This is a genomic window from Castellaniella sp., from assembly GCF_049671645.1.
GTDB lineage: Bacteria > Pseudomonadota > Gammaproteobacteria > Burkholderiales > Burkholderiaceae_B > Castellaniella.
On the sequence record NZ_JBATVG010000024.1, the window covers coordinates 24,777 to 50,245 of the forward strand.

Genomic DNA, 25,469 nt, shown 5'->3' on the forward strand with positions numbered 1-25,469 from the left:
CGACGGCGGGCCGGCACGCCGGCCCGCCGGATTCAGATGGGAGCCCCCATGATCAGGTCGGGCAGCCAGGTGACGACCTGCGGGAAGATGCTCAGCAGGACGATCGCCCCCATCATCACCAGCACATACGGCAAAGCCCCCACCAGGATCTCCCGCGTCGGAACATCCGGCGCGATGGCATTCAACACGAACAGGTTCAGGCCCACCGGCGGCGTGATCAGGCCGATCTCCATGTTGACGGTCAGGATGACGGCGAACCAATACGGGTCGAACCCGGCCTGGGTGATGATGGGCAGCAGCAGCGGCGCCGCCATGACGATGATGGCGACCGGCGGCAGGAACATGCCGGCTACCAGCAGGAACACGTTGATCAGCCCCATCAGCAACCAGCGATTGATTTCCAGCGAAGCAATGGCGGCCGCCAGCGACTGCGTGATGAACAGGGACGACAGCGCGAAGGCGAACAATTCCGCCGAAGCCATGATCATCATGATCATGACGCTTTCGCGCATGGCGGAACCGAAGACACCGGTGTAGGTCCGCATCCGGAACAACCTATACACCACGGCCACCACGACCAGGGTCAGCAAAGCCCCCGCGCCGGCGGCCTCCGAGGGCGTCGCCACCCCGCCATACAGCACGAACAGCATCCCCAGGATGATGAGCAGCAGCGGCAGAACGCGCGGCAACGCCTCGAGTTTGTCGCGCCAGGAGTAGTGCCCGGCGTTCGCGCCGAACCGGAATCCCTTGCGTCGCGCATCGAACAGCGCCCAGGCCATGAAAAGCGCCGTCAGCAACAGGCCGGGGATGACGCCGGCCAGGAACAGCCGTCCGATCGACGTCTGAGTCGAAATGCCGTAGACGATCATCGTGACCGACGGCGGGATCAGGATGCCCAGGGTTCCCCCCGCCGCGATCGAACCGGTGGCCACGGAAGCCGGATAGCCGCGCCCCAGCATCTCGGGAATCCCCATTTTTCCGATGGCGGCGCAGGTGGCCGGACTGGACCCCGTCATGCCGGAAAAGATGGCGCAGGCCCCGATGTTGGACAGGATCAACCCGCCGGGAACTTTGTACAGCCAGCGATCCAGGGCCTTGTACAGATCCCCGCCGGCGGGCGTTCCCGCCACGATCGCCCCCATCAGGACGAACATGGGGATGGCCACGTAACCCAGATTGGCGATGCCGGAGAACATGGTCTCGGCCAGCACGTAGATCACGTCGGGTCCCATGTCCAGAAACAGGCCCGCGACAGCCGCCAGGCCCAGGGCGAATGCGATCGGCATCCCCGTGGCCAGCATCAGACACAGGCCCACGATGATGCTGATTCCTGCCAAAGTCGGCGTCATGATTGATCCTCCTGCAGCTTGATGATCTCCGCGACATACTGCAGGCAGAGCAATGCGAAACCGGCAACGACCGGCGACAGCGGCATCCACAGCGGCACGGCGGCGACGCTGGCGGTGGTCCAGCCCCCTTCCAGGGCTTCGAACAGATGCAGGCCCGTCGCCACGGTCATCACGCCGCAGAACACCAGCCCCAGCCAGGCGCCGACCTTGTCCATCCAGCGGCGCGTGCGCGGCTGCACCAGCATCTGGATGAAATCCACGCCCACGTGCCCCTTGGTCATCAGCACATAGGGGGCCCCCAGAAAGATCGCCGCCGTCGCCCCGAAAACGACCGCTTCGGTCTGCCAGATCGTGGCAGCCCGGAAGACGTAGCGCATCAGGATCATCTGGCACACGACCAGCATGGCGAAGACCAGCAACAGCACGGACGCGACGCCGCAGGCCCGCGACAGGGCCTCGACCCAGCGTATGAAAATTCGACTCATGCGACCTCCCGGTGTCGCTTCAGCAGCAGGGCCGGCGCCGGATACGCCCGGCGCCGGCCCCGTCCCTTTACTGGACGGCCAGCGCCTTCTTCAGCAAGACATCGCCGCCCGGCACCTTTTCGGCGAACTGCCGGTAGGACGAGTGCTTGGCGATACTCATCCAGGCCTGATAGTCCTCGGGCGTCATGGTCACGACCTCCACACCCGCCTTGGTGTAGATATCGCGCATTTTCTGCTCGCCTTTCTTGGCTTCCGCGGTGAAGTAGTCTTCCGCCTTCCGGGCGGCGGCCAGGATCGCCTCGCGCTGCTTGGGCTCCAGCCGGTCAAAGACCTTCTTCGACATCAGCACCGGTTCGTACATGAACCAGAGGGCGTTATCCCCCGGCGCGGTCAGGCACTTGGTCTGCTCGTACAGCCGATACGACACGAAACTGTCGTTGGACGTATTGGCGGCATCCAGCACGCCCGTCTGCATGGCCGAATACACTTCGGACGAAGGCATCGAGGAGATCGACGCCCCGGCCGCCGCCAGCATCTGCTCGAATGCGGGGCCCGCCGCCCGGATCACCTGTCCCTTGATCGTGTCGGGTCCGGTAATGCAATGCTTCTTGGACGCGAACCCGCCCGCCAGCCACGCATCGGCGATCACCACGGCGCCCTGCTTCTCGACCAGCGCCTTGATGTCCTTCATGAAATTGGATTGATTCAAACGCTGCGCATGGTCATAGTTGCGCACCAGTCCCGGCATGAGCGTGGCCGAGAACTGCGGCACCCGGCCCGAGGCATAGTCCAGCGGAAAGGCGGCCATATCCAGCTGGCCGCGCGTCAGCGCGCCCCACTGCTCGGTCGCCTTGTACAAGGAAGAAGATGGAAAGACCTGGATCTTCAGCCCCACGTTGGCGGCCTCGACCTCTCGGGCGATGATCTGCACCATTTCATCCCGCGGATCGCCTTGTCCGCCCGGAAACTGGTGTGAGGCCCGCAGCGTGGTATCGGCCAGGGCCGATCCAGAGCCAGCCGCCAGGGCGAATCCCAGCGCGGCGCACAGCATGTGTCGCTTCATCATCATGTTGTCTCCTGATTATTAGTCGTCGTGTCTCTTTCCGCACCCTCCCGGATCCGGCTTGCCTCATGAGCGGCCGAGCGTCCTCCTTGTCGTCAATGCTGGCCTGTGTACTGCTGCCGCAGCACGTTTTTCTGGACCTTCCCCATGGCATTGCGCGGCAGCGCATCAGCCACATGGATCTGCTTGGGCACCTTGAAATTCGCCAGCCCGATCTTCAGATCGGCCAGCATGGCCTGCGTATCGACCGCCGCCCCTGCCCTGGGCACGACCACGGCCACGACGGCCTCGCCGAAGTCCGCATGCGGAATGCCGATCACGGCGGATTCCTGGATGCCGGGCATGGCGTCGATGACCATCTCGATCTCCTTGGGATAGACGTTGTAGCCGCCCGTGATGATCAAATCCTTGCTGCGCCCGACAATGCTCAGATAATCGTCGGGAATCCCCGCGCCGCCCAGCGCACCGATGTCGCCGGTGCGAAACCAGCCGTCGGGCGTGAATTCCTGGCGCGTCTTTTCCGGCATGCGCCAGTAACCCGCGAAGACATTGGGGCCGCGCACCTGGACATGCCCGGGCTCGCCCACGGGCACGGCCATGTCCGCATCGTCGACCACCCGAACGGTGATTCCCGGCAATGCCGGCCCGACCGTGCCCGGCAGGCGCTCGCCGCGCGCCGGATCATAGGGATTGGAGGCGATCATGCCGGTCTCGCTCATGCCATAGCGTTCCAGGATGGTCATGCCGCTGCGCGCCTGGAATTCGCGGAACGTATCGACCAGCAGGGGCGCGGACCCGGAGATGAAGAGCCGCATGTTGCTGCAGGCTTCGCGATCGAAACGGGCATCCGCCAGCAATCGCACGTAATACGTCGGCACGCCCATCATCAGGGTGCAGCGCGGCAGGTAATGCAGCGCCCGATCCACGTCCAGCCTGGGCAGCCAGATCATGCGGGCGCCGGCCAGCAGGGCGCCGTGGGACGCCACGAACAGGCCATGCACGTGGAAGATCGGCAGCATGTGCAGCAGCACGTCGTCGGATCGCCAACCCCAGTACGCTTTCAGCGTCAAGGCATTGGAGGCCAGATTGGCATGGGTGAGCATGGCCCCCTTGCTGCGGCCCGTCGTGCCTGAGGTATACAGGATCGCGGCCAGATCATCGGGCGCGTTGCGTGCCGTCTCGAACACGGGACCGTGCCCGGCAGCGGCCTGCATCAGGCTGCCCTGCCCGTCGGCGTTCAGGGTGAAGACGCGGGCGGCCCCCTTGCGATGCGCCAGCGGCTCGCACCAGACGCGGGCGCTCTCCGAACAGACCACCACTGCCGGTTCGGCATCCTCCAGGAAATACGTGACCTCGGCCTCGTGATAGGCGGTATTGAGCGGCAGATAGACCAGGCCCGCCCGCAGGGTGGCCAGATACAGCATCAGGGCTTCCGGCGACTTGTCCACCTGGACGGCCACCCTGGAACCCGCGGCCACGTCCAGGGAACGCAGCAGATTGGCCATCCGGCCGCTCAGCTCGTCGATATCCCGCCAACTGTAGGTGCGTTCGGGCGTTTCGATCGCCACCGCCTGACGATCCGCCGGAAAGCCGGACTGCAGGATCACATAAAGGTTGGCATTGGATTCCAAGTTCATTCTCCTTTGAAAACCGGAGGGCGCCTGTCCAGGAAGGCCCGCACGCCTTCCTGGTGATCGTGCCCGGACGCATAGCCGAAGCATGCCTGCCATTCGGCATCCGTCAATGGCGGGTTTCCGGCGCCCAGGCGCGCCGCCATGCGTTTGTTCAAGCGCGCGGCCTGCGGCGCTCCCGCGCACAGACGGGCCACCGTGGCGGCTTGTTCGGAGTCCAGTCCGGCGGCGTCGACGACCCGGGTCAGCAAGCCCTTGGACAGAGCTTCCCGCGCATCGAACACCCGGCCTTCCAGCAGGATTTCCAGAGTGACGGCACGGCCCGCCAGCGCCAGCAAGCCCCGCATTTCGTCGGGCGCCATGGGAAAGCCCAGCCGATTGATCGGCGCGCCGAAACGCGCATCGTGCGTGGCCAGGCGCAGATCGCACACGCTGGCGATCTCCAGCCCGCCGCCGACGCAGACCCCTTCGATGACGGCCAGAACAGGATGGATACAGCGGGCAATCGCCTGCAAGGCCGGGGCGATGGTGAGTCGGTGATAGGCCTGCACCCGATCCGGGTCGGAGCGCACCTCGGGAAACTCCCGGATGTCGGCTCCCGCCGCAAAATGCCCGCCGACCCCGCGGACGACAACGCAGCGCAGACCGGTATCCGCCGACAGCGCCGTGAACGCCTGCGCCAGTTCGCGCCACATGGACACGGTGATGGCATTCAGGCGCCCTGGATGATCCAGCAAGACGGTGGCGACCGGCCCGGCCCGCTGCACGCGGATGCAACCCGCAGCGCGGGCATCCCGTGCTACAGCCATTGCACCCCCCGCGAGATCCGGGGTTTGCCCGCCGCCAGGCGCGCCCGGTTCTCATCCAGTTGATCGGGTTCATACAGGTAATTCACCATCAGGCCGCAGGACTGATCCAGCCCTTTGGCCGACCGGTCGGCGGCCCAATTCAATCGCTCGATCCGCGCGCCATTGCCCAGATGGAAACGAGCCACCGGGTCCAGCGGATCCCCGCCGCGCAACTGCCGCAGATAATGCGCGGCCAGCCTCAGGCCGGTCCGGCGCACCGATTCGGGCCCCGCCCCGGACGCAGCGGCGCGCAGGCGATCGACCCAGCGGGCGCCCGCCTCCGGATCCTGGGCGGCCGCCTGCCGCTCGGTCTTGTCGGCCAGGGATTCCTGGATCTCGGCGCCGCCGCGTTTGCCCAGCCAATCGGCAAACCCCGGGATGGGTGACAACGTGGCGAACGATTTGAGCCTCGGCAATTCGGACAACAACTCCTCGATCACGCGCTTGAGGAGGAAATTGCCGAAGCTGATCCCGCGCAAGCCCCTCTGGGTGTTGGAAATGGAGTAGAAGATCGCCCACCGGGCCTTGCCCAGATCCGCCAGCGGGCGGCCCGGATCGATCAAGGCCTGCACGTCGGCGGCCATCTGCTCGGCAAAGGCCACCTCGACGAAGATCAGCGGCACATCGCTCATCCGCGGGTGGAAAAACGCATAGCAGCGACGGTCGGCAGCCACGCGGCGGCGCATATCGTCCCAGGAGCGGATTTCATGCACGGCTTCGTACTGGATCAGTTTTTCCAGCAAAGACGCCGGGGAATCCCAATTGATGTGGTGCAGTTCCAGCATGCCCACGTCGAACCAGTTCGACAACAGCACCGCCAGTTCTTGTTCCAGCGCCGACACGCCCGCCACCTGATTGCGCCATCGCAGCATGTCCGCCCGCAGTTCCACCATCAAGGCCAGCCGATCGCTTTCGGCATACAGACGGCGAAACAACCGGCTGCTGTGATCCGCGTGCGGTTCCAGCCCGATACCGGCATGCACCAGACCCGCCAACAGACAGCGCCGCTCATCCGCGTCGGCGGCCAGGTAACGGTCCGCCCATTGCCGCGCCAGGCGATTCGCCGCGCTATCGGTGAGCGTGGCCTCGTAGAGCGCACGCAAGGCGGCCGGATCGGGCAGATGATCCCGATCCAGCCAGCGATTCAAGCGCCCCAGCAAGCCGGCCGCGCGGGGCGATGCCTCGGGGGCGGGCTGCCGGGCAGCGGCATCCGCTGTAGAAACGGCCGCGACGGCGTCACGGCCCGACGCCGCATCCCGGGCCGGCGCGGCCGCCCCGGCCCAGGGGCTCGATCCGCTCATGATGATTCCCCCGACAGGACGGGATCGGAGACCGGCAGATCCGGTGACGCGGCGGGATCTTCCTGCCGGGCCAGCGCCCGCAGGGCATCGAGCTGTCGCATCAGGTGCTTGCGCGTGATGGCATCCGCGCCCTCCGGGTCCCGGGCCTTCAGCGCCGCGAAGATCGCCAGGTGTTCCGCGCAGGATTCGCGCACGCGCCCCGGATAGCTGAGGCTGCGATGGCGCGACAGGCTGAGCACCTGGCGCAGATTGTCGATCAGGTCCGACAGCCAGCGATTGTCGGCCAATTTCTGGATGGCCTCGTGGATGCGGGCATTGGCCGCGTAATAGTCGTCGATGGAATCCAGTTCGGCGAAATGCCGCAGGTCATGATGCAGCGTTTCCAGTCGCTGCAGATCGGCCTGCGTGACCTTGCTGGCGGCCTCGTAGGCGCAGCGCCCTTCCAGCATCGCCATCAAAGGAAAGATGTTCTCCAGGTCGCGAGCCGACAGTTCGTTGACGAAGCAGCCCCGGCGCGGCTCCAGCCGTAACAAGCCTTCGGCGACCAGCACTTTCAGGGCCTCGCGCAGCGGCGTGCGGGAAATGCCCAACACATCCGTCAGATGGACCTCGTCGATCCAGGCGCCCGACCGCAGTTCGCCAGCCTGGATCATGCCCCGCAGGCGATCCGCCACTTCCTGATAAAGAATCTTCTGGATGATTCTGGCCGCCATCGGGGTCTCCCGCGCAGTATCTGGAAATTAATAATTCATAATTATGGACAGCATAAGCACGGCCATCTTCGCAGACAACCTAGGTTATCCCTGATGCGCCCGGACCGGCGGAAGAGCGACGGTCATCGGGCCGCGCGCCGGAACACCAGACGATCGGCCGTCGAGGCCTCATCGGCATAGTGGTAGCCGTCCGCCGCGAACCCCTGCAAGCCGGCCACCCGCTTGACGTGATGGTTGATGACGTAGCGCGCCATCAGCCCCCGCGCCCGCTTGGCATGGAAGCTGATGACCTTCCAGACGCCGTTCTTTTCATCCTGGAAGACGCACTCGACCACGCGGGCCTGCAGCGTCTTCCGGTCCACGGCCTTGAAGTATTCCTGCGAGGCCAGGTTCAGCAGCACCCGTTCGCCCGACAGGGCATCCAGGCGGCGGTTGAGCTCCTGCGCGATCCGCGCGCCCCAGAATTCATACAGGGTATGGCCGCGCGCGGTCCTCAGCCGGGTCCCCATTTCCAGGCGGTAGGGCTGGATCAGGTCCAGCGGACGCAGCACGCCGTAGAGGCCGCTGAGGATGGCTAGGTGGTCCTGCGCCCAGGCCAGACGGGCGTCGGACAGTTCCGCCGCCCGCAATCCTTCGTAGACATCGCCGTTGAAGGCCAGCGCCGCCTGCCGGGCATGCCGCGCATCGGGCGCATCGACCCAGGCGGCATACCGATCCGCATTCAGGCGGGCCAGCGCATCGGACAGGCTCATCAAGTCCGCCAGATCCCCTGCCGACAAGGCCTGCATCACGCCCACCAGCTCGCGCGCATCCGCCGGGAACACCGGCAAGGAGTGCTGCGTGGTACGCACCGGCGAGTCATAGTCCAGCTTTTTCGCCGGTGACAAAACCATCAACATGGGAGACTCCTGTGCATGAACGACAACGGCGACAGCATAAGCCATCGCCGCGAGAAACACCCGGGCCGGATCACATCGGCCCGATCAGCTCATCGATCAGCGCGCAGTCCAGCCGCCATCGATGGACAGGGTGGTTCCCGTCATCTGCGCGGCCGCATCCGAGGCGATGAATACGGCCGCCTGCCCCAGCTGCTGCGGGGTCACGAACTGCAGGGACGGCTGTTTTTCGGCCAGCAGGTCGCGGGCCGCGTCTTCGATGCTGAGGCTTTTCTTTTCAGCCAGCGCCTGGATCTGCTTTTCCACCAGCGGCGTGCGCACCCAGCCCGGGCAGATGGCGTTGCAGGTGACGCCGGTGCCGGCATTTTCCAGCGCCGTGACCTTGGTCAAGCCCACCACCCCGTGTTTGGCCGCCACATAGGCGGATTTATTCACCGAAGCCACCAGGCCATGGGCCGAGGCGATATTGATGACACGCCCGAATTTCTGCTTTTTCATAACCGGCAGAGCGGCTGCCGTGCAATGAAAGACGGCCGACAGGTTCAGCGCGATGATGGCATTCCATTTATCGACGGGAAAATCCTCGACCAGGTCGGTGTGCTGGATGCCGGCATTGTTCACCAGGATGTCGATGCCGCCCAATGCCTTGATCGACTGAGCGATGAAGTCCCGCGCAGCCTGGGCATCCATCAGGTCGGCGTTCAGATAGACGGCCTTGACGCCGAAATCCTTTTCCAGCCCGGCGCGTTCCCGTTCGATCGCGTCCGCATCCCCGAACCCATTGATCACCAGATCGGCCCCCTGGCGGGCCAGTTCCTGGGCGATGGCCAGGCCGATGCCGCTGGTGGATCCGGTGACGACTGCTTTTTTGCCTTTGAGCATGAGACGACTCCTTCAGGAATAGTGCATAAAGAGACTGGATTCAGTGTAACGCGCCGTCCTGACGGCTGCCTTGCGGCACTTGCGAAGCGGCTGTTACTATCGACTTCGACAGGAGATGGCATTCCTCCTTGAACCGCTGCAGCCGCAGCTGATGATGCCTACAGGCCCTGGCTCCGACCAGGCTGTAGGCGTTCTTTTTACCGCCGGGCCGCCCCAAGGTAAAAAGCGGCCCATCGGGGGGCAGCAAGCAGGCGAAGCCTGCGCGGCGCGGGGGCAATTTTTATGGTCATCACTCTCATGCCTGTCTTCTATAACCCGCTGTTCGCCATCGCCGCCGGCGCGTCGGCCGGCGCCATCCTGCGCTGGTGGCTGGGGCGCGCCCTGAACGCCTTGTTCCCGATCCTGCCGCCGGGCACCCTGGCGGCGAATCTGCTGGGCGGCTACATCATCGGCCTGGCGATCGCCATTTTCGGATCATCCCCCCATCTGTCGCCGCAGCTGCGCCTGTTCATCATCACCGGATTCTGCGGCGGCCTGACCACCTTTTCGACCTTTTCGGCCGAACTGGCCATCCTGCTGCAAGAGGGCCGCTTCGGCTGGCTGGCGACCTCCATCCTGGTTCACGTCGGCGGCTCCCTGGCCATGACGCTGCTGGGCATCGGCACTGTGGCGCTGGCCCGGATGATGACGGCCTGAGCCGCCCTCATCCGCACGAGCCACCCCACAGGCTCGAGCCCGGCGCGGGGAAGCCCCCGCCAGGCCCCGGATGGCTTATTCCTGCGCGGCCGCCAGCGCCAGCTTGCGCCGCGCCAGAACCCGGCCCAAACCCACCACCAGGATCGCGCCGACGATTTCGGCGCCGATCTTCCAGGCGACGGTCGGCTGACCGATCCGTTCGACGACGAACACATCGGTGATCAGCATGCCGCCGGCGATCCAGCCCAACAGCCCCGCCCCCAGCGTCACCACCAGCGGGAAGCGGTCGATCAGCTTGAGCACCAGCGTGCTGCCCCAGATGATGATGGGCACGCTGACCAGCAGGCCGAAGACCACCAGCCCGATCTGATGATCCACGTGGGCATTTTGCGCCGCGCCGGCGATGGCGATCACATTGTCCAGGCTCATCACGAAGTCGGCGATGATGATGGTCTTGACGGCGGCGAAGATGGACGCGCCGCCCTTGATCTTGTCATGGGCGTCGTCCTCGGGCAACAGCAGCTTGATCCCGATCCACAGCAGCAGCACCCCTCCCACGACCTTCAGGAAGGGAACGTTCAGCAGGGTCAGCGCAAAGGCGATCAACAGCACGCGCAGGATGATCGCCCCCGCGGTCCCCCACAGAATGCCCTGCATGCGCTGTTTCGGTTGCAGGTTGCGGCACGCCAGGGCGATCACCACGGCGTTGTCGCCCCCCAGAAGAATGTCGATCAGAATGATCTGGAATACCGCGCCCCAATGCAGGGTCTGAAAAAATTCGATCATGGTTGTCCTTATGAAAATGGCCTGAAACCCATTTGGGCCAGGCCATTTCCAAAGTAGAGACGTGCCTTGCCCATGATGGCAAGGTCTTGCTCGCAACCGTGGGTTGCCCGGGCACCGGGTGCCTGCCGAAGGCAGACGACCGTCATGACGATGCCGCGGAAAGTGAGCTACTCCCCTTGATCGGAGGATTATAAAGGAAAACGGCTACTTCAAGGCGGCGGCCACCACGGCGGACAGCGCGGTCGTGGGCCGGCAGATCAGGCGCGACAGTACGCGCCCCTCGTCGAACAGCGCGCCCTGCGAAGCGCTGACGTCCCAGCCGGCCACGGCATCCGCGAAATCGGCGGGCAGACCGAACCCCCGCAAGGCAGCCGCATAATCGGCCCGGGGCAGGTTCCTGTACGGAATGGCGCGTCCGGTCTGGCGCGAGACTTCCGCCGCCAGGTCGGCCAAGGTAAAGCTGTCGTCTCCGGCCAGTTCGTACGTCTTGCCGTCATGGCCTTCACCCGCCAGCGCCACGGCGGCGGCCTGGGCATAATCCGCCCGGGCCGCCGACGAAATCCGCCCTGCGCCGGCGCTGCCGATCAAGGCGCCGCCCGCGACGGCGCCGGCAATCGAGCCGGCATAGTTTTCGGTATACCAGCCATTGCGCAAGATCGTGTAGGCGAGGCCGGAATCCTTGATCATCTTTTCAGTGGCGATGTGTTCGCCGGCCAGGCTCAGCGTGCTGGTGTCGGCATGCAGCAGACTGGTATAGACGATACGGCGCGCGCCCGCCCGGCGGGCGGCGTCGATGATGTGGCGATGCTGTTCGGCGCGCTTGCCCAATTCATTGGCGGAAATCAGCATCAGCGTATCAATGCCGGCCAACGCGGCGGGCAGCGCATCGGGCTGGTCATAATCCGCCTGCCGCACGGCGATGCCCAGATCGGCCGCCTTGGCGGGGGAGCGGGCCAGCGCCAGCAGATCCCGGGCCGGGAGTCTGGCTTTCAAAGCGTCGATGAGGAGGCGGCCCAATTGGCCGGTGGAACCTGTGATGGCGATAGTCATGGTGCATCTTCCATTGCGTTGAACGTGGAGAAGACTGTATGCTTAATACTAACTTTTAGGAAGTACGCACATGAAAGTAAGTATAGAACTGCCGGATCGGGGCGCGCAGCGAGGCAATCTGCTGGCCGAAGCCTGCCCATCCCGGGATGTCCTGAAGCACATGACGAGTCGCTGGGGGGTTCTGGTGTTGCGCGTGCTGGCTGGCGGCACCCACCGTTTCAGCGCGCTGCGGCGCGCCATCGGCGGAGTCAGCGAACGCATGCTGGCGCAGACGCTGCAATGGCTGGAAAATGACGGGCTGGTGGATCGGACGGCCTTCGACGTCGTGCCGCCCCATGTGGAGTACAGCCTGACCCCCCTGGGTCGGGAAGCCGCAGGCAAGGTCGGCGCCCTGGCCGATTGGATCGAGATCAATCTGCCGCAGATCCTGGCCGGACGCGAACCTGCGGCTGCGGCGGGATCAGGCCGGCATCAGGTCGACGCAGGCATGAAACGCCAGGCGATCAGCCCGCCCAGGGCCTGAGCAGCCAGCAGGACGGCGACCGTGCCCGTCCATCCCCCCCAGGCATAGGCCACGCCGCACAGCCAGGCCCCCGTGAAACCGCCGCAATAATAGGCGGAATAGTACAGACCGCTGGCCAGCGAACGCCCGTGGGTGATGCGGTAGGCGATGAAGCTCATGGTCGCGGATTGCGTGATGAACGTGCCGCACGCGGCAATGGCCAGCGCCACCACGATGCCCCAGGAGGGCCGGACCAGCGTCAGCATCACGCCGAAGGCGGACACCGCCAGCATGGACAGAATCGCGCGGCGAACGCCGATGCGCGGGATGATGCGCCCCGCCAGCGGTGTCACGACCACCCCCAGCAGATAGACGGAAAAGATGTTGGCCAACTGACCGGAGCTGAAGTGATAGGGTTCGGCCGCCAGGTGCAGATTGATGAAGGTGAACAAGCCGATCAGGGCGAACAGGACCGTGAATCCCAGGGCGCAGGCCGTCTGCAGCGCGGGGTTGCGCAATAACTGCCCCAGCGTCGCCATGCTGGACCGGAAACGCGCATTGGCCACGAAGTGGCGCGAATCCGGCAGGCCGCGCCAGACGATCACGGCTCCGGCCAGATTCAGCACGGCCATCACGCCGAACGCCGACTGCCAGGCCATATATTCCGTCAGGTGTCCCAGGATGAAGCGCCCCAGAAAGCCTCCCAGCACACTGCCGGCCACATACACGGTCACGATGCGCACCATGGTCGAACCGCGGAATTCTTCGCCGATATAGGCGATGGCGACCACCGACACCCCAGGCACGGCCAGCCCCTGCAGGAACCGCAGGATCAACAGGCCATGCACCGTTTCCACCAACGGCATCAGCGCCGTCGGAACCGCCAGCGCGAACACCGAACCGACAATCAGCCATTTGCGCCCGATCGCATCGGACAGCATCCCGACGAAGGGGGAAATCAGCGCCACGGCCAGCACCGTCATTCCCACCGAATTGCCGATCTCCACCACCGAGGCGTGCAGGTCGCGCTGCAACTGCGGCAGAATCGACTGGATCGAATAGACCTGGATGAAGGCAAACACCCCCACCAGCGCCATGGTCAGTTTCAGCAGCTGACCGGGACGGTCATTGAATTCATCGGAGGGGGCGGGCACGGGCGATTGACATACTTTGCAGGAATTTCCCATTATAGGGGGCGGACACGCATGTTATAAAAAGGCTGTCTCACCCCCGCAGGATCAGGGAACATGTCCATACGAATACTCAGCCGCCTGGGCGCCGTGCTGGCGCTGGCCGCCCTGGCTTCGGGATGCGCATCCGACAGCTCCGGCAGCCTCAGTTCCAGCATCGGCACCGCGCTCAGCAAGCCACTCTGCGCCGTCAGCCCCAGCAGTTGCCTGTACCAAGGTTCTTATGAGCCCGGGGAAGCGGCCTACGCCGAACAGGAAGCCAGGCGCCTGAATCAGGCCCAGTTGATCCGGCTGCGGGGCATGTGATTTTTTCACCCCAGCCAGCGCCACGCACGGCCGGGAACCCGATCAAGGACTGGCGGCATCGTCCCGGGATGCGGGGCGCTTCTTCAGAATCCTGTAGATCTGCGCCCGGCTGATGCCCAGCAATTCGGCCGCCCGTCGCTTGTCGCCGCCCGCCTTTTCCAAAGCCAGGCGCGCCGCCCTGACCTTCTCGGCATCGAGCGCCGTCGCCAGCGAAGCATCCCGATGCGCGCTCGCGGACGGGCGCTGCCCGGGAATATCCGCGCCCGTCCCCCGCCCCTCATCGTCCAGCAGCAGGTTTCCCGTCACCAGGAAGCGGATCAGGACACTTTCCAATTCCCGCACGTTGCCACGCCAAGGATGCGCCATCATGCGCGCCAGGGCGGACGCGGGCAAAGGGCGACGGGCCGCACCCAGCCGCCGCGCCAGCCTGTCCAGCAACTGTTCGATCAGGAACGGCCGATCATCCCTGTCCCGCAAGGCCGGCACCTGGACCGGCAGCACATTCAGACGATAAAAAAGATCCTGGCGGAAGCGGCCGGAACGGGCGAAGTCGCTCAAGGGCAGGTTGGTCGCGCAGATCACCCGGACCCGAACGCCGATCGGCGCCGTCCCGCCCACGCGGACGATCTCCTGGGTTTGCAACACGCGCAACAGACTGCCCTGCAGGGACATCGGCATATCACCGATCTCATCCAGAAACAGGGTTCCACCCTGCGCGAGCTCGAACTTCCCCGGTTTGCCGCGGCTACGGGCGCCCGTAAACGCCCCGCCCTCGTAGCCGAACAGTTCCGCATCGATCAGCTCCGCAGGTATCGACGCGCAATTGACCCACACAAAAGGCCCCGCCGCCCGATCCGACAAGCCATGGATCGACTGCGCCGCCAGTTCCTTCCCAGTACCGGTTTCCCCGGAAATCAACACGGGAAAATCATAGGCGGCGGCCTGGCGCAAGGCATGGCGATAGGACTCCATCCGCGAGCCCTGGCCGATGACGTCCTGAATCGAAAACTGGCAGGCCCAGGGCCGGTCACGCTGCAAGGTCAGCCCTGACTGGGCCATGCGGCTATAGGTGCGTTTGAGCGCGTCCAGATCCGAGAACAGGGCCATGCCGATCGCGCCGACGCTGCGGCCGTTCTGCAGGATCGGTACCTGCTTGGTGATGAGCTGATGCCCCCGGACTTCCAGCGGATAGCCGATCTGGGGGCCCTCGTCCCCCCTCGCCACATGATGCAGCCGCGTCTGCGAGCCCACCACATCGGAGATGTGGCGGCCGATGAAATCAGCCTCCTCGCCCCCCAGCAGCTTGCAGTACGGCTGATTGACCAGCACGATCAGGCCGTCCGTATCCACCACGACCAGACAATCCGACACATGGTTCAGCACCAGTCGCAGGAACAAGGCTTCGTCGGAAGCACTCAACTGCCAGGGCAAGTTCATAGGATTCTCAATTCATAGACTTATGCGTCTCATTAGAGAAAATAATCTCATCAAGCCGCGATGACTGTCAATCATCGGAGGCGGCGGGCCGATCGCGCCTTGCGCGGCCAGCCCGCTGGGAAAACATGCTCCAGGCCATGGGCGGCTCCCGCCGCCTGCGATGGCCGGCGCTCCTGGCATGGGTTTTGCTTGGAATGGCGTGAACCCACATGGAGGAGTCTCATGACCGCAATCAACACCATCCCCATCCGCGATACCGTCGTCCAGGTATCCGGCCAGGGCCACCCCTTGGTTTTCATTCACGGATTCACGACCACCGGCGAATTCTGGCGGGAACAGGTCGCGCCCTTTTCCGACGCTTTCCAGGTGATCCGCATCAATCTGCCCGGACATGGCGTATCGCCGCACCCGACCGGCCGGCCCTACACGATCGACGCCTTCACGCAGGACGTGCTCGCCGTATTCAAGGCGCTGGCAATCCCGGAGGCGACCGTCATCGGCCTGTCCATGGGCGGCACCATCGCCCAGCAATTCGCCCTGCGATATCCGGATCGCACCCGCGCGCTGGTCCTGGTCGGCGCGACGCCGCACGGCCTGGGCACAGACGTCAGTGCCGGCAGCGTGCACGATGCCATTACAGAATTGGGGGTGGTCGGCGCAAGCCAGCGGGTCATCGACCGCTCATTCAGCCCCTCCACAGCCGCCGACATCGTCGCGTTCGCCAGAACAGAAGTCGCGCAGACGCCGGAGTTCGTCGCCCGGGAAGCCATCACCTCGCTGAACGCATCCGACAGCCGACACCTGCTGGATCAAATCCACATGCCGACCTTGATCGTCGTGGGAGAAGACGACATCATCACCCCGCCTGCGGAATCGGAACTGCTAGCGGCAAGCATCCCGGGCAGCATCCTGGAGATCCTGCCGCAGGCAGGCCACTTCCCGATGCTGGAACGCCCCCATGCTTTCAATGCCCTGCTCGCCGACTTTCTGCGCACAGTACAGGCAACGTCGGCGACATCCATAGAAAAAACCATCTGAACAAAACAGGAGGAGACCATGCAACCTACCCCATCATCCGCAGCCGCAGCCGCCATCGGCATGCCGCGACATCCTGCGCAGGCCAGCCCGGACACCCGGAAAGTCATCCTCGGCGCAGCCCTGGGCACCGTTTTCGAGTGGTACGACTTTTTCATCTACGGCAGCCTGGCGGTGTTCTTCGGCGCCCTCTTTTTTCCAAAAGGGAACGAAACCGCAGCCCTGCTGGCGGCCCTGGCGACTTTCGGCGCGGGATTCGTGCTGCGTCCGTTCGGCGCCATCGTGTTCGGGCGCCTGGGCGACATGATCGGCCGCAAGCGCACCTTTCTCATGACGATGATCATCATGGGGATCGCCACCGCCGCGGTCGGGATACTGCCGACCTTCGACACCATCGGCTGGTGGGCGCCCGTCATCCTGGTGAGCCTGCGACTGCTGCAGGGGCTCGCTGTCGGCGGCGAGTTCGGCGGCGCCGTCACCTACGTGGCGGAGCACTCGAGCGGCGACCGCAGAGGCCTGACGACCAGTTGGATCCAGATCACCGCCACGCTGGGCCTGTTCCTTTCCGTCATCGTCATCCTGGCCTGCCGGCAATCCATGAGCGCCGAGGCGTTCGCCGACTGGGGCTGGCGCATCCCCTTCATCGGGTCCCTGGGCCTGCTTGCCGTGTCCCTCTACATCCGTTTGAAGCTGGAGGAATCGCCGGTCTTCCAGCAGATGAAAGCCGCCGGCAAGGGCTCGAAGAACCCCATCGCTGAAACCTTCGGCAACCGGCGCAACCTGCGCCTGGTGCTGATCGCCATCTTCGGCATTGTCGCCGGCCAGGCAGTGATCTGGTACACGGGTCATTTCTACAGTCTCTATTTCATGACCACGACACTGAAAATGAGCCATGAAAACGCCTATACCTACCTGCTCGCCGCCCTGGCGCTGGGCACGCCGTTCTTTCTGTTTTTCGGGTGGCTATCCGACCGGATCGGCCGCAAATGGATCGTACTGACAGGCTGCGTGCTGTCGGCGGCGCTGTTCATGCCCCTGTTCCAGGGACTCGCCACCTATGGCAACCCGGCGCTGGCTGCCTTCCGCTCACATACGCTGGTCCAGATCCAGGGCGACGACTGCCGGGAAAATCAGTCTTTCGTGGGCCAGCTATTCCGGCCGGCGGCGACAACCGCGTGCACGCGCGCAAAGTCCTTTCTTTCCGCCCATGCGGTCCCCTACGAAATCCAGGCAGGCAAGCAGCCATTTTCCATACGGGTAGGCTACCAGACCTTCCAGCGCTTCGATGAGTCCGAACTGCGCACCGCCTTGACCGCGCAAGGCCTGCCGACCGATGCCACACCCGCGGAACCGAATGGCCCGATGGTCGTCGCGATTCTGTTCGTGCTGGTCTTTCTGGCCACCATGGTCTACGGACCGCTGGGCGCGCTGCTGGTGGAGCTGTTCCCGACAAGAATCCGCTATAGCGGCGTGTCGGTCGCCCTGCAATTCGGCAACGGCTGGATCGGCGGCTTCGCGCCCTTCGTCGCCACCGCGATCGTCGTCAGTTCCGGCAGTATCTTCGCCGGCCTCTGGTATACCGTGGGCTTTGCCGCATTGACGGCCATCATCGGCGCCATCGCGCTCCCGGAAACACGTCACAACGACATCAGCCAATAGTCTCCATCCCGGCCGGCGGCGCACCGCCGGCACAGGCGCGAAGCAGCGCCGGCATGCCCTGCGCCATGCCGGCGCCCGCCCCGCGGGCGGGACCGATATAATCCGAAGCGACCTCAGGATCGGACCCCCCATGCACAGCGCCGCCCCATTCACCGACGCCCTCGCCGGCCTCGCGCCCCCCGAAGACCAGCGGCATGCCGCCGCGCTGGCGCGGGAAGCCTTCGCGCACACCTTCCGGCAGGCCGCCGCCGAAGCCCCGACGGAACAGACCGCGGACATCCTGACACGCTGCCAGACCTGGATGACGTCGGCCCCCGCTCCGGACGCCGCCGCCCTGCGGCTGGCCATGCTTCTGGTCGGCCTGGATCAGTGGGGGCTGGCGTTCAGCCAGGCCTTCGGCATCACGGCCATCCCGTCCCTGACGCGGCTGATCAGCGATCTGCGCACACAGACGGACGCCGCCGAGGACGCCCGCCTGCAGCAGCAACTGGAACGGCTGGATGCGCAGGAAAGCAACGCCATCGATTTCAAGATCGGTCTGCGTCGCGACATCCATATGGCGCTCTGGCACGCCATGGCCGGCGGCGCCGACCTGGAATCGATCCAGCCCATCCTGCAAACCCTGGGCAGCCTGCTGCTGGCACTGGACGCCCGGATGCCGGAACTGGGATGGCGACTGGTGGCCGACACGCTGGCGCACATCCAGATCCGCCTGCTGGGCAGCGAATTGCCGCCGCTGGCGCAAAGCGGCACGCAGCAACTGCTCGAGGCTCTGCGCCAGGCCCTGCCGGCCGAGCACTACAAGACCATTCTGGCGCACGCCACCAGCGTGCTGCTGGACTGGCAACGCGCCCGGCGTCCGCACTGACGGCGCGATCGCGCCGTCCGGGCCTGTCCATTAAAAGAATGCAAAAACCCGGGGTCCCCGGTGGACGGGCCGGGACCCGGCAGGGATAATGGGCGAAAGCCCTGGCCGGCGCGGCTGCGACGATGACGGCAGGCCCCGGGGCGCACAATAATCAGCCGGGAGCGCGGACAATGCCATTGAGGATGCCAGTTCTGAAACTCAGCCGGCGGGCGGGCAAGATCCTGGCGGGCGTCGCGCTCACCCTGCTCGTGCTGGCCGCCCTGTCGGCCTGGCTGGTGCCCAAGGCCGTGCATCACGCGCTCACTCAAAACGTCGCCCAGCTGCTGGGCCGCCAGGTGGACGTCGGCGAGATCCGCTTCAATCCTTTCACGCTGGCGCTGAGCGCCCAGGATCTCGTCATCGAGCAGCCTCAATCCGCGCCGCTGCTGCAGATCGGCAAGATCGACCTGCGGGTGGCCTGGCGCTCCATCGTGATGTTCGCGCCGGTGCTCGACCGGATCCGCATCGATCAACCACGCCTGGCGCTGGTGCGGCAGGACGCCACGCACTTCAATTTTTCCGATATCGTGGACCGCTTGGCCGCAAAGTCGGCCGAACAGCCAGCCGAACCCGAACCTGCCGCGACAGGACTGCCGCGCTTCTCCCTGAACAACCTGTCGCTGACCGGAGGCGCCATCAGCCTGGACGACCGCGTCACCGGCCGCCTGCAGGCGATCGACGACCTCACGCTGGGCATCCCCTTCATCTCATCGTTCGGCTACGCCACGAAAATCGACGTGCAGCCCGCCGTGCACATGCTCATCAACGGCAGCCCCTTCGACCTGAGCGGCACGGCGCGACCTTTCGATGCCGTCCCCGCATCCACACTGAACGTAACGCTCGACGGCCTGGCCCTCGACAAGTGGGCCGACTTCTGGCCCCTGCCCCTGCCCGTCCAGCTCAAAAGCGCCCTGCTGGATTCCAGGCTGCAAGTGCTGTTCGAGCAACCCTCGGACGCCGCGCCGCGCATCCGCGTGCAGGGCGACCTGGGCCTGCGCCAGCTCGACGTGGCCGAGTCCTCCGGCGAGCCGCTGCTGGCCTGGGACGGCCTGAAAGTCCAAGGACTGGCGGCCGACCTGAGCGCCCGGACAGTGTCGATCGACACGGTGGTCCTGGAAAAACCGCGCGTGGCGGCGCACCGCGACGCCCGGCAATTGAACTGGCAGCGCGTGGCCGAGGGCTTCGCCAAGCTGGGCGCCCCGGCGCCGGCAGAATCCGCGACGGCGGGAACCGCTGGAACCGCTGGAACCACTGGAACCACTGGAACCACTGGAACCGCTGGAACCGCTGGAACCGCTGGAACCGCTGGAACCGCAGCTATCATGCCCGAAGAGGCGGCATCGAAAGCATCCGGTTCCGTCGAACAGAAACCTGCGGATGCGAAACCCGTCGACCAGAAACCCGCCGACCAGAAGCCCGCGGATCCGACATCCACCGGACCGGCGCCCGCCGCAGCCGCCTCTACAGATTCCGCCGCCCAGACGGCCCCCGCGACAGCGCCAGCCGCCGCAGCGCCTCCCTGGAAGATCGCCATCGGCAACTTCAAGCTCGAGGCCGGCGAAGCGCGCCTGCGCGACGACCCGATCAAGCTGGACTACCTGATGAGCGGCCTGGGCGCCGACATCCAGCACATCACCCTGCCGCAAGCCGCGGACGAGCCCATGCTCGCGAGCCTGAGCATGGACAACCCGACCGACGGCAGTTCGCTGCAAGTCCAGGCGCCCGTCATCCTGCAGCCCCTGTCGATCCAGGCGCAGGTCCGGCTGGACCGTCTGGCGCTGGCGCCCTTCGCGGCGGCTGTCCACCATGTCGCCCCCATCACCGTGAAGGATGGGCGGCTGAGCCTGGAAGGCAAGATCGACGTGGCTGGAACTCAAGTCCAGGCCCACGAGGTGAAACTGGACCTGAAGCAGTTCGCCGCGCGCGACGACTCCGTCAAACCTGGCGTCGACCTGTCCATCGGTTCGCTGGCGCTGACCGCAGACCGCCTGGCCCTGGACGCCAAGCCGGCGAACTTCACCCTGCAGGCCGACGGCATCCAGAAGCATGGCACGCTGGCGCTCAAGGGATCCCTGACGGCGCAGCCGCTGGCGCTGAAGACCTCGGTCGACCTGGCGAAATTCGACGCTGCATCCCTGGCTCCCTACATCGCCTCCAGCCTGAACGCCACCGTGCGCAGCGTTTCGCTGGGCGCGCGCGGCAACGCTGAATTCGCCGCCGCGCAGGGCGGCAAGCCAATGCGGGCAAACTGGAACGGCGCCGTCCAGGTCAATGATTTCGATCTCCAGGACCGCGTCAACAAGACGGCCTTCCTCAACTGGAAACACCTGGGCCTGAGCAACATGCGCGTCTCGATGGCGGGGCCGCAGCTCGGGCTGGACCTGGGCGATATCCTGCTGGACGACTTCTACGGCAACATCCTGCTCAACAGCAACGCGCGCCTGAACGTCATGGACATCCTGGTGGACAAGGGCCAGGCTGGGGGATCCATCACGCAAGACACGCAGACCCGTCGGGGCCAGGCCGCCGGAACGGGGAAATCCGCGGCCCCGCGCGCCGCGGGACCCGACATCGCGATCCACAGCGTCAAGCTCAAGCGCGGCCGCATGACATTCAACGACCACTTCGTGCGCCCCAACTACCGCGCCGAACTGTCATCCATCGACGGCGCCCTCACGGCCGTGTCCTCGTCCAAACCCACGCCGGCCAAAGTCAGCGTCGCCGGCCGCGTGTACGGCACCGCGCCCTTCTCGGTATCGGGCACGGTGCAGCCCTTCGCGCGCTACCTGGCGCTGGACCTGAAGGTGTCCGCCAAGGGCGTGGACCTGCCCCGCTTCACCACCTACTCGTCCAAGTACGTCGGCTACGCCATCCAGCGCGGCAAGCTGTCGGTCGACCTGCAATACCAGATCAAGGATCGCGCCCTGCAGGCCAGCAACAAGGTGCTGCTCAACCAGCTCACTTTCGGCAAACCATCCGACAGCCCCGACGCCATCAAGCTGCCGGTGCTGCTGGCCGTCTCCCTGTTGAAAGACGCCAGCGGCAACATCGACATCAACCTGCCGATCTCCGGCTCATTGGACGATCCCCAGTTCTCGGTGGGCGGCATCATCGTGAAGGTGATCATGAACACGCTGGCCAAGGCGGTGACCGCGCCCTTCAAACTGCTGGCCTCCGCCTTCGGCGGCGGCGATGACGACCTGTCGCGCATCGAATTCGCGCCCGGCAGCGCCGCGCTCGATGACACGGCCAAGTCCAGCATCGCCACCCTGATCAAGGCCCTGGCCGACCGCCCCGCCCTGAAGATGGACATCATCGGCCGCGCCGACCCCCAGGCAGACGAAGCCGGCCTGCGCCAGGCCTGGGTGGACAAGAAGATCCGCGCGGCCAAGGCGCGCGACATCGGCAAGAAAACCGATCCGGCCAGCATCACGCTGACCGATGCCGATCGCGCCAAATACCTGGAAGACGTCTATGACGACACCAAGATCAAGGACAAGCCGCGCAACGCCATCGGCTTCGCCAAGTCGCTGCCGCCCGAACAGATGAGCGCCCTGCTGCTGGCCGCCGCTCCGGCGGGCAAGCAATCCCTGGAACGGCTGGCGGACGCCCGCGCGCAGGCGGTGTATGAACAGATCCTGACGACCGCCCAGGACCTGACCAGCCGGGTCTTCATTGTGGCGTCCAAGATCGACGCGGCGGATACCGAAGACGGCGGCCCGGCGACGCGCGTGGACTTTGCGCTGCAATAAGGCTCAGACTGCTTTCGCGGCAAGCTCACGCGCCGCCAGCTGACCGGATGCGCGGCCCAGATACGCCGCCAGCGTCCGCATGCCGTACAGCCCCGCCTTTTGTTCGGCCTCGCTGTTGTAGTTCGTGTTGGTATTGACGTCGTAGGTATAGCGCACACCGCGCGCATCGACGATGGACTCGATGCCTGTCACGCCGACACCGTGATCCTGCATGAAGCGCCGGTAGCGATCCAGATCGGCGCTCCGGAAATCCGGGATGACCTCGAAACGCGGATGCGTCACGGCCGTCTCGCCGCCCACGGGGCAGGCCAGATCGCCGATCTGGCAGACGTCGGCGGGGCACAGCTCGAAGCCCTGGGACGTATCGACCCGCACGGCGTACAGGAACTCGCCGCCGATGAATTCCGCCCGCGCGATGCAAGGCTCGGGCGCCTGGATGTATTCCTGGATCAGCGTCACGCCATCGACCGATTCCTCGAACTGCGGGCTCGCCACATAACGTTCCAGGCTTGCGACGTCATGGAACAGATGCACGCCCAGCCCCTTGCCTGCACGATTGTGCTTGGTGATGAAGGGCGCCGGCATCTTGCGCGCCGCAGCCACGATATTCCCGGCGCCCACCGCTGCGAGCGTCCGGGGAGTGCGTATGCCATAGCGCCGCAGCGCGGCGTACTGCGCGATCTTGCTGACCTCGAGTCGCAGCGCCCGGCTATCGTTCACGACGGTCCTGTCGTAGGATTCCAGCCACGCCAGCACCGCCGCAGTGTATTCCGGCCCGTAGCGATGTCCGCGCGTATGCGACGACGCGCTCATGCGGTTGTAGAACACGCCCTCGGGCGGCGTGCTGGAAAAATCCAGCACGCCTTCATCCAGGAACCACTCCTCGTAATCCAGGCCGAGTTCCTTGAACGCTTCCCGCAGCGGCTCTACCCAAGCGTTGTTTTCATGAATGACGAAGATTGTTGACATCACCAGCATCCGCTCCGCTGCAACGGAGGCGGCCTCAGAAAATAGGTTCATCGAAGATCACCGACAACAGTAATCTCAGGCGGCGCCGCAATAAACGAACCACTGGCTATTTGCTTATGGGAAACCGCGGGGACTGGCCGATCCCCGCATCACCGGATACCGGCGCGGGTCAGGGCCGCGCCGCGCAGACCGCCAGCCGGGCGGATTCAACGGCGCTGCCCACGTCCTTGCGGAATCGGGCCTCGGTTTCGCGAATGCCGTGGCGCAGCAGCGTATGCCGGACCGCCCGGGTCGCCGCCACCAGGTAGACCGCCGCGCCCCGGCGGCGGGCTTTGCGGGCCAGGTCTTCGATCGTGGCCACGCCGCTGGAATCCAGCAGCGAAACCGCCGACAGGTCGATGACGTAGGCCTTGGGCCGGTCGCCGATGCGGTCCAGCGCCGCTTCGACGGCGGAAGTCGCGCCAAAGAAGAACGCCCCGGTCACGCGGATCACCGCGATGTCCGAAGCCGCGGCGGCCGCCGATTCCGCGTCCCCGGCCGCATCGTCCGCCGCATCGTCGGACCGGTCGTCCTCCGCCCAGGGGGAGACCTGCTCCACCGCCACGATCCGCGCCATGCGATGCATGAACAGGAACGCGCTCAGGGCGAAGCCGATCAGGATCCCTTCGCTGAGATCCCGGAAGATGACTAGCAGGAAGGTGACCAGCAGCACGGCGGCATCCCCCCAGGAGACCCGCAACAGCCGTGCGAATGCGTGCTTTTCGACCATATTCCAAGACACGACGGTCAGCACGCCCGCCAGCGCGGCCAGGGGAATGTAAGAGGCCGCCGGCGCTGCGACCAGCACGAACAGCAACAGGAAAACGGCATGCAGCATGCCCGAAATCGGCCCGCGCGCACCGGCGCGGACGTTCGTGGCCGTGCGGGCGATGTTGCCCGTCACGCAAATGCCGCCGAACAGCGGGGATGCGATATTGGCCAGTCCCTGTGCGACCAGTTCGCAGTTGGACCGATGCCGCCGCCCCGTCATGGAATCCGCCACGACGGCCGACAGCAGGCTCTCGATGCAGCCCAGCAGGGTAAAGGACAAGGCATTGGGCAGCACGGCCAGCACTTTCGCGTAGGTGATCTCGGGCAGCTGGGGAACCGGCAAGGACTGGGGTATGCCGCCGAACTGGGTGCCTATGGTCGCCACCGGAAGGCCGAACCACGCGGCGCTGGCGGCAGCCGCGGCGACCGCCACCAGCATGGACGGCCAGTGCGGCCGGTACCGCCGCAGGATGGCGATGACGCCGATGGTGATGGCGGCCACCAGGATCGCCATGGGGCTGGCTGTCGGCAGGGCCGCCGACAGCGCCTGCAGCTTCGGCAGCAGAGGCCCGGGCTCATGTTCCAGCCGCAGGCCCAACAGATCCCTGATCTGGCTGGCAAAGATGATGATCGCAATGCCGGCGGTAAAACCCACGGTCACAGGATAGGGAATGTACTTGATGAAGGTGCCCAGCCGTAGGAGCCCGATGGCGGCCAGCATCAGGCCCGACAGGAGAGTCGCCAGCAGGAGCCCATCCACCCCGTGCTGGGCCACCGCCGCGGCGACCAGCACGATGAACGCGCCCGCCGGCCCGCCGATCTGGAAGCGGCTGCCGCCAAAGGCCGACACGATGAACCCGCCGACGATGGAGGTGTACAGGCCGCGGTCGGGCGTCACGCCCGACGCAATGGCGATCGCCATGGAAAGGGGCAGCGCGACGATCGCCACCGTCAGGCCCGACAACGCATCCGCCCTCAGGCTCGACAGGCCGTAGCCCTGTTTGAGCACCGTGAATATCTTCGGCGTGTACAGTTCGCGAAACCCGGGTTTCGCGGCAGAGGCTGCGTTCATACCTATCCTTTCAACTGCCGTGGGGTGACGTGGCAGCAAGCGGCATGATACATCCAGTTGCCGGGTTGGTTGTTCGAAAACACACGAACCCAAAAAAATAAACCCTTGGGAACCAAGGGTTTATGACATC

Annotated in this window: 22 protein-coding genes and 1 riboswitch; of the genes, 7 read left to right on the top strand and 15 right to left on the bottom strand. The window is 65.3% G+C overall.

What is annotated here, in order from left to right; genetic code table 11:
- Nucleotides 1-32: 32 nt before the first annotated feature.
- From WBG56_RS12650 to WBG56_RS12690, 9 genes are all read right to left on the bottom strand, one after another.
- A complete protein-coding gene (locus WBG56_RS12650) occupies nucleotides 33-1,349 on the bottom strand; it encodes a TRAP transporter large permease (RefSeq protein ID WP_424268853.1) in 1,317 nt (438 codons plus the stop codon).
- Entirely contained in the window at nucleotides 1,346-1,834 is a 489-nt protein-coding gene (locus WBG56_RS12655; RefSeq protein ID WP_424268855.1) for a TRAP transporter small permease subunit, read from the bottom strand. The genes WBG56_RS12650 and WBG56_RS12655 overlap by 4 nt, the downstream gene beginning before the upstream one ends.
- 67 nt (nucleotides 1,835-1,901) lie before the next feature.
- Entirely contained in the window at nucleotides 1,902-2,903 is a 1,002-nt protein-coding gene (dctP, locus tag WBG56_RS12660) for a TRAP transporter substrate-binding protein DctP (RefSeq protein ID WP_424268857.1), read from the bottom strand.
- A gap of 89 nt (nucleotides 2,904-2,992) precedes the next feature.
- A complete protein-coding gene (locus WBG56_RS12665) occupies nucleotides 2,993-4,534 on the bottom strand; it encodes a malonate--CoA ligase (RefSeq protein WP_424268859.1) in 1,542 nt (513 codons plus the stop codon).
- The gene (locus WBG56_RS12670) at nucleotides 4,531-5,337 is read right to left on the bottom strand and encodes an enoyl-CoA hydratase/isomerase family protein (protein WP_424268861.1); all 807 of its coding nucleotides are present in this window, start codon (nucleotides 5,335-5,337) and stop codon (nucleotides 4,531-4,533) included. The genes WBG56_RS12665 and WBG56_RS12670 overlap by 4 nt, the downstream gene beginning before the upstream one ends.
- A complete protein-coding gene (locus WBG56_RS12675) occupies nucleotides 5,328-6,677 on the bottom strand; it encodes a malonyl-CoA decarboxylase domain-containing protein (RefSeq protein WP_424268863.1) in 1,350 nt (449 codons plus the stop codon). Before WBG56_RS12675 ends, WBG56_RS12670 begins: the two co-directional genes overlap by 10 nt.
- Nucleotides 6,674-7,390, bottom strand: coding sequence for a GntR family transcriptional regulator (locus tag WBG56_RS12680; protein ID WP_424268865.1), 717 nt, complete (start codon nucleotides 7,388-7,390; stop codon nucleotides 6,674-6,676). The genes WBG56_RS12675 and WBG56_RS12680 overlap by 4 nt, the downstream gene beginning before the upstream one ends.
- 122 nt (nucleotides 7,391-7,512) lie before the next feature.
- Nucleotides 7,513-8,289, bottom strand: a complete 777-nt coding sequence (gene yaaA / locus WBG56_RS12685) for a peroxide stress protein YaaA (RefSeq protein ID WP_424268866.1) — start codon at nucleotides 8,287-8,289, stop codon at nucleotides 7,513-7,515.
- 96 nt (nucleotides 8,290-8,385) lie between these two features.
- Nucleotides 8,386-9,168 carry a 3-hydroxybutyrate dehydrogenase gene (locus WBG56_RS12690; protein ID WP_424268868.1) on the bottom strand — a complete coding sequence of 261 codons (783 nt, stop codon included), beginning with the start codon at nucleotides 9,166-9,168 and terminating at the stop codon, nucleotides 8,386-8,388.
- Nucleotides 9,169-9,270: 102 nt separating this feature from the next.
- A riboswitch (Fluoride riboswitch) is annotated at nucleotides 9,271-9,336 on the top strand.
- A 129-nt stretch (nucleotides 9,337-9,465) separates the two neighbouring features.
- Between WBG56_RS12690 and crcB the strand changes: the two genes are divergently transcribed.
- The gene (gene crcB / locus WBG56_RS12695; protein ID WP_424268870.1) at nucleotides 9,466-9,864 is read left to right on the top strand and encodes a fluoride efflux transporter CrcB; all 399 of its coding nucleotides are present in this window, start codon (nucleotides 9,466-9,468) and stop codon (nucleotides 9,862-9,864) included.
- Between the two features lie 75 nt (nucleotides 9,865-9,939).
- Here the strand turns inward: crcB and WBG56_RS12700 are convergent, their stop codons facing one another.
- Nucleotides 9,940-10,650 carry a TerC family protein gene (locus tag WBG56_RS12700; protein WP_424268872.1) on the bottom strand — a complete coding sequence of 237 codons (711 nt, stop codon included), beginning with the start codon at nucleotides 10,648-10,650 and terminating at the stop codon, nucleotides 9,940-9,942.
- Between the two features lie 204 nt (nucleotides 10,651-10,854).
- Nucleotides 10,855-11,700: an NAD(P)H-binding protein gene (locus WBG56_RS12705; protein ID WP_424268874.1), complete on the bottom strand. Its 846-nt coding sequence runs from the start codon at nucleotides 11,698-11,700 to the stop codon at nucleotides 10,855-10,857.
- Nucleotides 11,701-11,770: 70 nt separating this feature from the next.
- Between WBG56_RS12705 and WBG56_RS12710 the strand changes: the two genes are divergently transcribed.
- Nucleotides 11,771-12,223, top strand: a complete 453-nt coding sequence (locus WBG56_RS12710; RefSeq protein WP_424268876.1) for a winged helix-turn-helix transcriptional regulator — start codon at nucleotides 11,771-11,773, stop codon at nucleotides 12,221-12,223.
- On the opposite strand, the gene WBG56_RS12715 is transcribed toward WBG56_RS12710, so the two are convergent.
- A complete protein-coding gene (locus tag WBG56_RS12715) occupies nucleotides 12,172-13,356 on the bottom strand; it encodes an MFS transporter (protein WP_424268878.1) in 1,185 nt (394 codons plus the stop codon). The genes WBG56_RS12710 and WBG56_RS12715 overlap by 52 nt on opposite strands.
- A 93-nt stretch (nucleotides 13,357-13,449) precedes the next feature.
- On the opposite strand from WBG56_RS12715, the gene WBG56_RS12720 reads away from it, so the two are divergent.
- Complete coding sequence (locus tag WBG56_RS12720) at nucleotides 13,450-13,698, top strand: hypothetical protein (protein WP_424268880.1); 249 nt, start codon at nucleotides 13,450-13,452, stop codon at nucleotides 13,696-13,698.
- A 42-nt stretch (nucleotides 13,699-13,740) separates the two neighbouring features.
- On the opposite strand, the gene WBG56_RS12725 is transcribed toward WBG56_RS12720, so the two are convergent.
- Complete coding sequence (locus WBG56_RS12725; RefSeq protein WP_424268882.1) at nucleotides 13,741-15,135, bottom strand: sigma-54 interaction domain-containing protein; 1,395 nt, start codon at nucleotides 15,133-15,135, stop codon at nucleotides 13,741-13,743.
- 222 nt (nucleotides 15,136-15,357) lie between these two features.
- Here WBG56_RS12725 and WBG56_RS12730 point away from each other — a divergent pair, with 222 nt between their 5' ends.
- The 4 genes from WBG56_RS12730 (at nucleotide 15,358) to WBG56_RS12745 (ending at nucleotide 22,488) form a co-directional block, all read left to right on the top strand.
- The gene (locus WBG56_RS12730; RefSeq protein ID WP_424268884.1) at nucleotides 15,358-16,173 is read left to right on the top strand and encodes an alpha/beta fold hydrolase; all 816 of its coding nucleotides are present in this window, start codon (nucleotides 15,358-15,360) and stop codon (nucleotides 16,171-16,173) included.
- Between the two features lie 18 nt (nucleotides 16,174-16,191).
- Entirely contained in the window at nucleotides 16,192-17,829 is a 1,638-nt protein-coding gene (locus tag WBG56_RS12735) for an MFS transporter (RefSeq protein ID WP_424268886.1), read from the top strand.
- A gap of 130 nt (nucleotides 17,830-17,959) precedes the next feature.
- Complete coding sequence (locus tag WBG56_RS12740; RefSeq protein ID WP_424268888.1) at nucleotides 17,960-18,697, top strand: hypothetical protein; 738 nt, start codon at nucleotides 17,960-17,962, stop codon at nucleotides 18,695-18,697.
- 170 nt (nucleotides 18,698-18,867) lie between these two features.
- A complete protein-coding gene (locus WBG56_RS12745) occupies nucleotides 18,868-22,488 on the top strand; it encodes a DUF748 domain-containing protein (protein WP_424268890.1) in 3,621 nt (1,206 codons plus the stop codon).
- Between the two features lie 3 nt (nucleotides 22,489-22,491).
- Here the strand turns inward: WBG56_RS12745 and WBG56_RS12750 are convergent, their stop codons facing one another.
- Together WBG56_RS12750 and WBG56_RS12755 are read right to left on the bottom strand one after the other, a co-directional pair.
- A complete protein-coding gene (locus WBG56_RS12750; RefSeq protein WP_424268892.1) occupies nucleotides 22,492-23,457 on the bottom strand; it encodes an ATP-grasp domain-containing protein in 966 nt (321 codons plus the stop codon).
- A 169-nt stretch (nucleotides 23,458-23,626) separates the two neighbouring features.
- Nucleotides 23,627-25,339: a SulP family inorganic anion transporter gene (locus WBG56_RS12755; RefSeq protein ID WP_424268894.1), complete on the bottom strand. Its 1,713-nt coding sequence runs from the start codon at nucleotides 25,337-25,339 to the stop codon at nucleotides 23,627-23,629.
- Between the last annotated feature and the right edge of the window lie 130 nt (nucleotides 25,340-25,469).

Bases quoted from the DNA above. Each gene is read 5' to 3' on its own strand.
- WBG56_RS12650 (WP_424268853.1), bottom strand. From the start codon at position 1,349: ATGACGCCGACTTTGGCAGGAATCAGCATCATCGTGGGCCTGTGTCTG.
- WBG56_RS12655 (WP_424268855.1), bottom strand. From the start codon at position 1,834: ATGAGTCGAATTTTCATACGCTGGGTCGAGGCCCTGTCGCGGGCCTGC.
- dctP (WP_424268857.1), bottom strand. From the start codon at position 2,903: ATGATGATGAAGCGACACATGCTGTGCGCCGCGCTGGGATTCGCCCTG.
- WBG56_RS12665 (WP_424268859.1), bottom strand. From the start codon at position 4,534: ATGAACTTGGAATCCAATGCCAACCTTTATGTGATCCTGCAGTCCGGC.
- WBG56_RS12670 (WP_424268861.1), bottom strand. From the start codon at position 5,337: ATGGCTGTAGCACGGGATGCCCGCGCTGCGGGTTGCATCCGCGTGCAG.
- WBG56_RS12675 (WP_424268863.1), bottom strand. From the start codon at position 6,677: ATGAGCGGATCGAGCCCCTGGGCCGGGGCGGCCGCGCCGGCCCGGGAT.
- WBG56_RS12680 (WP_424268865.1), bottom strand. From the start codon at position 7,390: ATGGCGGCCAGAATCATCCAGAAGATTCTTTATCAGGAAGTGGCGGAT.
- yaaA (WP_424268866.1), bottom strand. From the start codon at position 8,289: ATGTTGATGGTTTTGTCACCGGCGAAAAAGCTGGACTATGACTCGCCG.
- WBG56_RS12690 (WP_424268868.1), bottom strand. From the start codon at position 9,168: ATGCTCAAAGGCAAAAAAGCAGTCGTCACCGGATCCACCAGCGGCATC.
- crcB (WP_424268870.1), top strand. From the start codon at position 9,466: ATGCCTGTCTTCTATAACCCGCTGTTCGCCATCGCCGCCGGCGCGTCG.
- WBG56_RS12700 (WP_424268872.1), bottom strand. From the start codon at position 10,650: ATGATCGAATTTTTTCAGACCCTGCATTGGGGCGCGGTATTCCAGATC.
- WBG56_RS12705 (WP_424268874.1), bottom strand. From the start codon at position 11,700: ATGACTATCGCCATCACAGGTTCCACCGGCCAATTGGGCCGCCTCCTC.
- WBG56_RS12710 (WP_424268876.1), top strand. From the start codon at position 11,771: ATGAAAGTAAGTATAGAACTGCCGGATCGGGGCGCGCAGCGAGGCAAT.
- WBG56_RS12720 (WP_424268880.1), top strand. From the start codon at position 13,450: ATGTCCATACGAATACTCAGCCGCCTGGGCGCCGTGCTGGCGCTGGCC.
- WBG56_RS12725 (WP_424268882.1), bottom strand. From the start codon at position 15,135: ATGAACTTGCCCTGGCAGTTGAGTGCTTCCGACGAAGCCTTGTTCCTG.
- WBG56_RS12730 (WP_424268884.1), top strand. From the start codon at position 15,358: ATGACCGCAATCAACACCATCCCCATCCGCGATACCGTCGTCCAGGTA.
- WBG56_RS12735 (WP_424268886.1), top strand. From the start codon at position 16,192: ATGCAACCTACCCCATCATCCGCAGCCGCAGCCGCCATCGGCATGCCG.
- WBG56_RS12740 (WP_424268888.1), top strand. From the start codon at position 17,960: ATGCACAGCGCCGCCCCATTCACCGACGCCCTCGCCGGCCTCGCGCCC.
- WBG56_RS12745 (WP_424268890.1), top strand. From the start codon at position 18,868: ATGCCATTGAGGATGCCAGTTCTGAAACTCAGCCGGCGGGCGGGCAAG.
- WBG56_RS12750 (WP_424268892.1), bottom strand. From the start codon at position 23,457: ATGTCAACAATCTTCGTCATTCATGAAAACAACGCTTGGGTAGAGCCG.
- WBG56_RS12755 (WP_424268894.1), bottom strand. From the start codon at position 25,339: ATGAACGCAGCCTCTGCCGCGAAACCCGGGTTTCGCGAACTGTACACG.